We start from the raw sequence: 5,271 nt of genomic DNA on the forward strand, positions 1-5,271 counted from the left end.
TGATGTAGATCGTGTAAGCCTAGCTCAATAGTATTCACGTTATTGATTATGAAGAGGTCGTCAAATTTGGCGACCTTTTTTTGATCGTGCTCACACTTTAATTCAAATTTTAAGAAAACGAGTCATAACTTCATTGTCATGTGACATTAAGGCGTACCCTAATGTCATGCATAGGGGGATAAAATATCCTTGTTATGAATTATCTTGATTTGCTACCACATAATGTGTGAAATTTTGGTTTAGTGGTAATTAAATCTAAATATTTTAACCAACAATGAACAAATAAAGAGACCGATTTATCTTCATTTTTAACACCAAGTAAAAATAATTCTTCTTCTTTACTATCAGGAATTAATGAATTGTCAATAAGTCCTTTCATTGTCAACCCGTAATTATCTAAAATTATCGCTTCTTTAATTGTGAATCCTTTACGATTAAATCCTTTTGGAAAATTAATGTCATCATAGAATCTAATGCTCTTTCTCATTCTTTATCTCTATTAAGATTGCGTGTTATTATATTAATAATACGTTTAATTTTTATAACTAAACTATTTGATTTGTAATATATTAGGGTGTTGAACTTATAACCTTTACTTCTAACAGTAATAATGGCATCAATATTGTGCTTATATAATTTCTTCCTTAATAAGGATATCGCTTGAGGAACAACAGAGTTGTAATACGTACCTTTATTCCACGCAGCAGCGAGTAATTCATCTTTACTATATATGCGATTGTTATTTAATAACAAAGTTAATATTTTATATTCTGTATCATTTATTTTTAAAATCTTTTTATTATTTAAATAAATATAATTGTTTTTTTTGTTTAAGTGAAATTTGATTTTATCCATTAAAAATACATATATAAATTAAGTATAAATATCATTGAATATTAGTAGCTTAGTAATGATTAGATATTTGGAGTATACGTTTTATTTCATTTAAATTACTACTGTTTTTACTGCGTTTATTATTCAGTTTTGTTGTAGGAAATAAGTTTTTTATTATTAAAAAGGAATAAGCGGTATGTTCTTAATGGTTTTTATGTCAATAGCATTAACATTCTCAAAAGTTAAACATATTTACATATGCAATGTGTTATTGAAATGTTCCCTCTTTCCATTTCTTGCTACTGATTATTCTATTGATAAGTATATCGTCCTATTATTTTGTTTTACTTTCTTATACAGTTAGGTGTTTTTAAAATTATTATGGATGGTAAAATTTGGATGGATACATGAAGTTAATTGATGAAAATACAATCTGTGACGATTTGGGGATAAGTAAATCAACATTATATAAATGGTGCGATATTCATGATGATTCAATACAGCCAAATTTATCAAAGATTTTGCCAGATAGGAAAAAGTGGTTTACACAATTTGAAACAGATGTGGTCACTGATTTTCCTAAACCGTATAAAATCGGTCGCGTGTTTAAGTGGAAACTAATCGAAATTGAAGATTGGCTTCAAACAAAAAGAACATAGAGTGCAATAGATTTAAAGGATTAAAACATGAAGAAGAGGATGTCATGAAATATGCTACTGTTCGACCAATGCAGGTCGAGAATATAAAATCATTAAGAGGTAATGAGATTGATCAACTGGTTGTTGATTATCATATTAAAGATCTTAAATCCTATTTATTAGGAAGAGAAACAAAAGAAAGTGCAAGGTCTTCATGTGACATATTACGTCAATTAGGTATGTCACCATTTCAAATATCAAGAGCGGTGGAATGTAAATTAGTTAATTTACCTTTTATAAGCTAAATCTCCTCCCGTTCTACGTATTGCAGTATAAGGTCGCTTTAATTGGCGGTCTTTTTCTTAGCTTATGATCACGTTTTAATTAAAACTTCGCTAAAATGAGTTATAACTTTATTGTCATGTGCCAATTGGGTAAACCCTAATGTCACTAGAGGGAGGAGTATTAATCTAGACGTTGTGGTTTATCAAAATAGTAAGCTATCCCCAATAAAGCACCTGATATTAAGAAACTAGATATACATAGTATGGCTTGAAGGTATTCATCAAAAAATTCAACCATTATTTATGACTCATAAAATAAAGGTAATTATTAGCGTTTTAATATTTCATTGTTATGACAGATTGGTTAGCATTTTTAATGAAAGATATTTTTTGCGGTAAGTTCAGCAAAAATCGTTTTACCTCAATCTTTCGCTCTAGAAAATATAGTCAAATTTAGTTGGCCACTTCAGTTATCGCTTTAATTTCAGATAATTCTACGAGGACTTGTTCTACTAATTGTCCTCCAAAAAATAATTCTTCAAGAGGGACTATTGAGTGCTCAAAAATGAATGCGTTTTCATTTTTATCAAATTTGATCTCTAAACTGTCATATTTAAAGAATCCAAGCTCTGGTTTATTTATAAGGGTTAAAATAGGGTTCTGTCGCAAAGTTTGAATTAAGCACAAACGTGCCGAATTCCAGACACAATTATGCAGCGAGCGCGTAAAAGCGCTCCCATACGGGTAAACTTACATCGCCAACTTGACCCCGTTTAATTTGAGTCCAAACTTCTTGACCTGACATAGTTGCAGTTGCACCTTCCACAGATTTCCAACCCAATGCCTGATACATCTTTTGCTTTATTGGCCTATGGCTTTGCTCAACAGTGTTATTGAGATATTTTACATCGACTATATCAATTAAGTTCAGCATAAAAACAACGCTTAGCCATAATTTGATGTTCAGATTATGTAGAGCCAACGCATTAGCCCCACTCTTATCTATGACCAATTTATCTGGCAATCCATTAGTATTGATTGCCTTACGTAGAAAGGCTTGCGCCGCTTTTTCATCGCGTTCTTTGCTTAGATAAAAATCTACGATGTCACCATATTTATCAACGGCTCGGTAGTAATACCACCATTCGCCCTTAATTTTGATGTAGGTTTCATCCATGCGCCATGATGAGGATACTTTGCGTTTCAATTGACGAGCGTTCTGCTCTAGCATAGGCGCAAAAGTAATAACCCAACGGTTTACGGTGGAATGATCAATAGCTCTACCGCGCTCTGTAAAAATCTCTTCGATATTACGAGTGCTAAGTTTGTAAGAGACGTAATAACGTACAGCTTGAAGGATAATATCAGATGGGAATTGGTAGCCTGAGAAGTCCATGTAATACTCGAGTTAATGTTAAAAACACCAATTTGAGCATCACTCGGTCGATTTAGTTCCCTGCCATGCGACAGAACCCAAAAAAGTGACTTATGTAGCAAAATTGATTTTTTATTTGAAACTAATAGTCCTATATCTCGCTCTATATATTCGAATAACGTGGAGCTTATAACTTAATGAAATCTACATAAACTAAGATATTTAATGGTAGTTCTACGGTACACACATGATTTTTTACTTAAGGAAATTAATATGCCGTTTAAAAAAAGTGCAATATCTCTTATCTGTTTATTCTCTTCATCCGTTCTTGCTGATGTGAGTGTACACGTTTTAGATACCAATCTCGGCCTACCTGGCACGGGAGTTGAAGTGGATTTTTATGAAAAAACAGGAAACGACTGGGAATTAAAGTCAACTCAAATAACAGACAAAAATGGTCGCATTGCAAAGTTTGAACTAGGTAAAAGCAAAGAGTACCGAGTGATTTTTGACGTGGAAAATTATTTTAACAGTAAGAAAATAGATTCTTTTTATAAAAATATACCTGTAGATTTTATGATTAGCGATAATGATGAGCACTACCACATACCATTATTATTGAGCCCCTTCGCTTATTCTACTTATCGAGGAAATTAAATGAAGACATTGCATGTATTATTAACAATTGCGCTTGGTTTATTTTCTCTTAATGTGTATGCAAACGATATAATCACAAGACCAATAATTACCAGTGATATGGCAACAAAAATAGCTCAAGCAGCATTAGATGCTGCAACAAAAGAATCAAAAACAATAACTGTAACCGTTGTCGATCGTTCTGGTCAATCACTCGCTGTACTAAGACACCATGATGCTGGTGTGCATACAATCAGAGCCAGTTATAAAAAGGCTTATACCGCTAATTCACAAAAAAGAGATACAGCTGAGATTGCCAAAGGAATTAATGAAGGAAAAATACCTAGTGATCTAAGATACTTAGATGAAAATATATTAATCCTTGATGGCGGTGTACCCATTATTATAAACGGCTTTGTTATTGGTGCTGTTGGAGTGGGAGGTGCACATGGAAGTGAAGACGTTCGATATGCTAATGTAGGAATAAAAAGTGTGATCAAACAATAAAAGTTAATGATTGATCAAGAAACGCAGAAGATCCTGAACATGTTAACAATTAAACATAACGCCCGTAATGCGCCTGAATGAATGATCGTTCATTTTGCATAACGAACAGCAAACAAAGGCCGCTAAAATTTAGCGGCTTTTTTTGTTGCTATAGATCTCGTTTTAACTCAAATATCGCTAAAATGAGTCATAACTTCATTGTCATGCGCCAATTGGGTAAACCCTAATGTCATTGGTATTGAAGCGATACCTAAATGAACTATATTAATTATATGTAGTCATAAATTTAAACTAAACAGTTTAGTTTAAATTTAGAAATGAATAGAGGGTTTTTTTATATGAGTTTTTATTGCGCTGTACCTTTGGAGAAAAAACTAGCTCTTAGTTTATTGAGTTTGCGAGTTACTATTGCTGTAGTCTTTATTGTTTGGGCATTAGATAAGGTAATGGTTCCAGAACATGCATTAAAAGTATTTTCAAGTTTTTATGGTCTAGAAATATCAGTTGGATTTTCTATTTTTATAGGGATTATACAGCTTATTTTCATTTCGATTTTTCTATTAGGAGTATATAAAAATATAACATATTTAACTGTGTTAATATTTCATAGTGCATCGACATTTTCGTCTTTTTTAAAATACCTTGATCCACTAAATAATCTTTTGTTTTTTACAGCATGGCCAATGCTTGCAGCATGTTTAACTTTATACATTTTAAGAGATTATGATCTTTGGACTCTTAAAAAATAAGCGTTATTATGATTTTTTATTTTGGCTGAAATGTTGATATTCACTATTGTAAAGGTCGCTAATATTTGGCGACCTTTTTACTAGATAGAGGTCACGTTTTAATTCAAATACAGCTAAAATGAGTCATAACTTCATTGTCATGCGCCAATTGGGTATACCCTAATGTCACTATCTATATTTGATTTTTTATTGTTTAGAATAGAAGTTACAAAATAATTACATATCACAGATTAAATTTTGGTGGAGAT

Annotated in this window: 8 protein-coding genes; 5 read left to right on the top strand and 3 right to left on the bottom strand. The window is 31.9% G+C overall.

The window, feature by feature from the left end; all coding sequences use genetic code 11:
* Positions 1 to 199 precede the first annotated feature (199 nt).
* Positions 200 to 487, bottom strand: a complete 288-nt coding sequence (locus tag PX700_RS21530; RefSeq protein ID WP_446701170.1) for a MaoP family protein — start codon at positions 485 to 487, stop codon at positions 200 to 202.
* Positions 484 to 855: a winged helix-turn-helix domain-containing protein gene (locus tag PX700_RS21535; RefSeq protein ID WP_446701171.1), complete on the bottom strand. Its 372-nt coding sequence runs from the start codon at positions 853 to 855 to the stop codon at positions 484 to 486. The genes PX700_RS21530 and PX700_RS21535 overlap by 4 nt, the downstream gene beginning before the upstream one ends.
* Before the next feature lie 386 nt (positions 856 to 1,241).
* Between PX700_RS21535 and PX700_RS21540 the strand changes: the two genes are divergently transcribed.
* Both PX700_RS21540 and PX700_RS21545 read left to right on the top strand, forming a co-directional pair.
* Positions 1,242 to 1,493, top strand: a complete 252-nt coding sequence (locus tag PX700_RS21540) for a helix-turn-helix transcriptional regulator (RefSeq protein ID WP_446701172.1) — start codon at positions 1,242 to 1,244, stop codon at positions 1,491 to 1,493.
* 44 nt (positions 1,494 to 1,537) lie between these two features.
* The gene (locus PX700_RS21545; protein ID WP_446701173.1) at positions 1,538 to 1,777 is read left to right on the top strand and encodes a hypothetical protein; all 240 of its coding nucleotides are present in this window, start codon (positions 1,538 to 1,540) and stop codon (positions 1,775 to 1,777) included.
* Between the two features lie 688 nt (positions 1,778 to 2,465).
* On the opposite strand, the gene PX700_RS21550 is transcribed toward PX700_RS21545, so the two are convergent.
* Positions 2,466 to 3,152 (bottom strand): IS6 family transposase, encoded by a 687-nt coding sequence (locus PX700_RS21550; protein WP_446701174.1) that lies wholly within the window; start codon positions 3,150 to 3,152, stop codon positions 2,466 to 2,468.
* A 252-nt stretch (positions 3,153 to 3,404) separates the two neighbouring features.
* Between PX700_RS21550 and uraH the strand changes: the two genes are divergently transcribed.
* From uraH to PX700_RS21565, 3 genes are all read left to right on the top strand, one after another.
* Positions 3,405 to 3,788 (top strand): hydroxyisourate hydrolase, encoded by a 384-nt coding sequence (uraH, locus tag PX700_RS21555; RefSeq protein ID WP_446701175.1) that lies wholly within the window; start codon positions 3,405 to 3,407, stop codon positions 3,786 to 3,788.
* Positions 3,789 to 4,274, top strand: a complete 486-nt coding sequence (locus PX700_RS21560) for a GlcG/HbpS family heme-binding protein (protein ID WP_446701176.1) — start codon at positions 3,789 to 3,791, stop codon at positions 4,272 to 4,274.
* Positions 4,275 to 4,612: 338 nt separating this feature from the next.
* Positions 4,613 to 5,023: a hypothetical protein gene (locus PX700_RS21565; RefSeq protein ID WP_446701177.1), complete on the top strand. Its 411-nt coding sequence runs from the start codon at positions 4,613 to 4,615 to the stop codon at positions 5,021 to 5,023.
* The last annotated feature ends 248 nt before the right edge of the window (positions 5,024 to 5,271 follow it).

The sequence above is a fragment of the Pseudoalteromonas sp. TP27 genome (genome assembly GCF_056470645.1).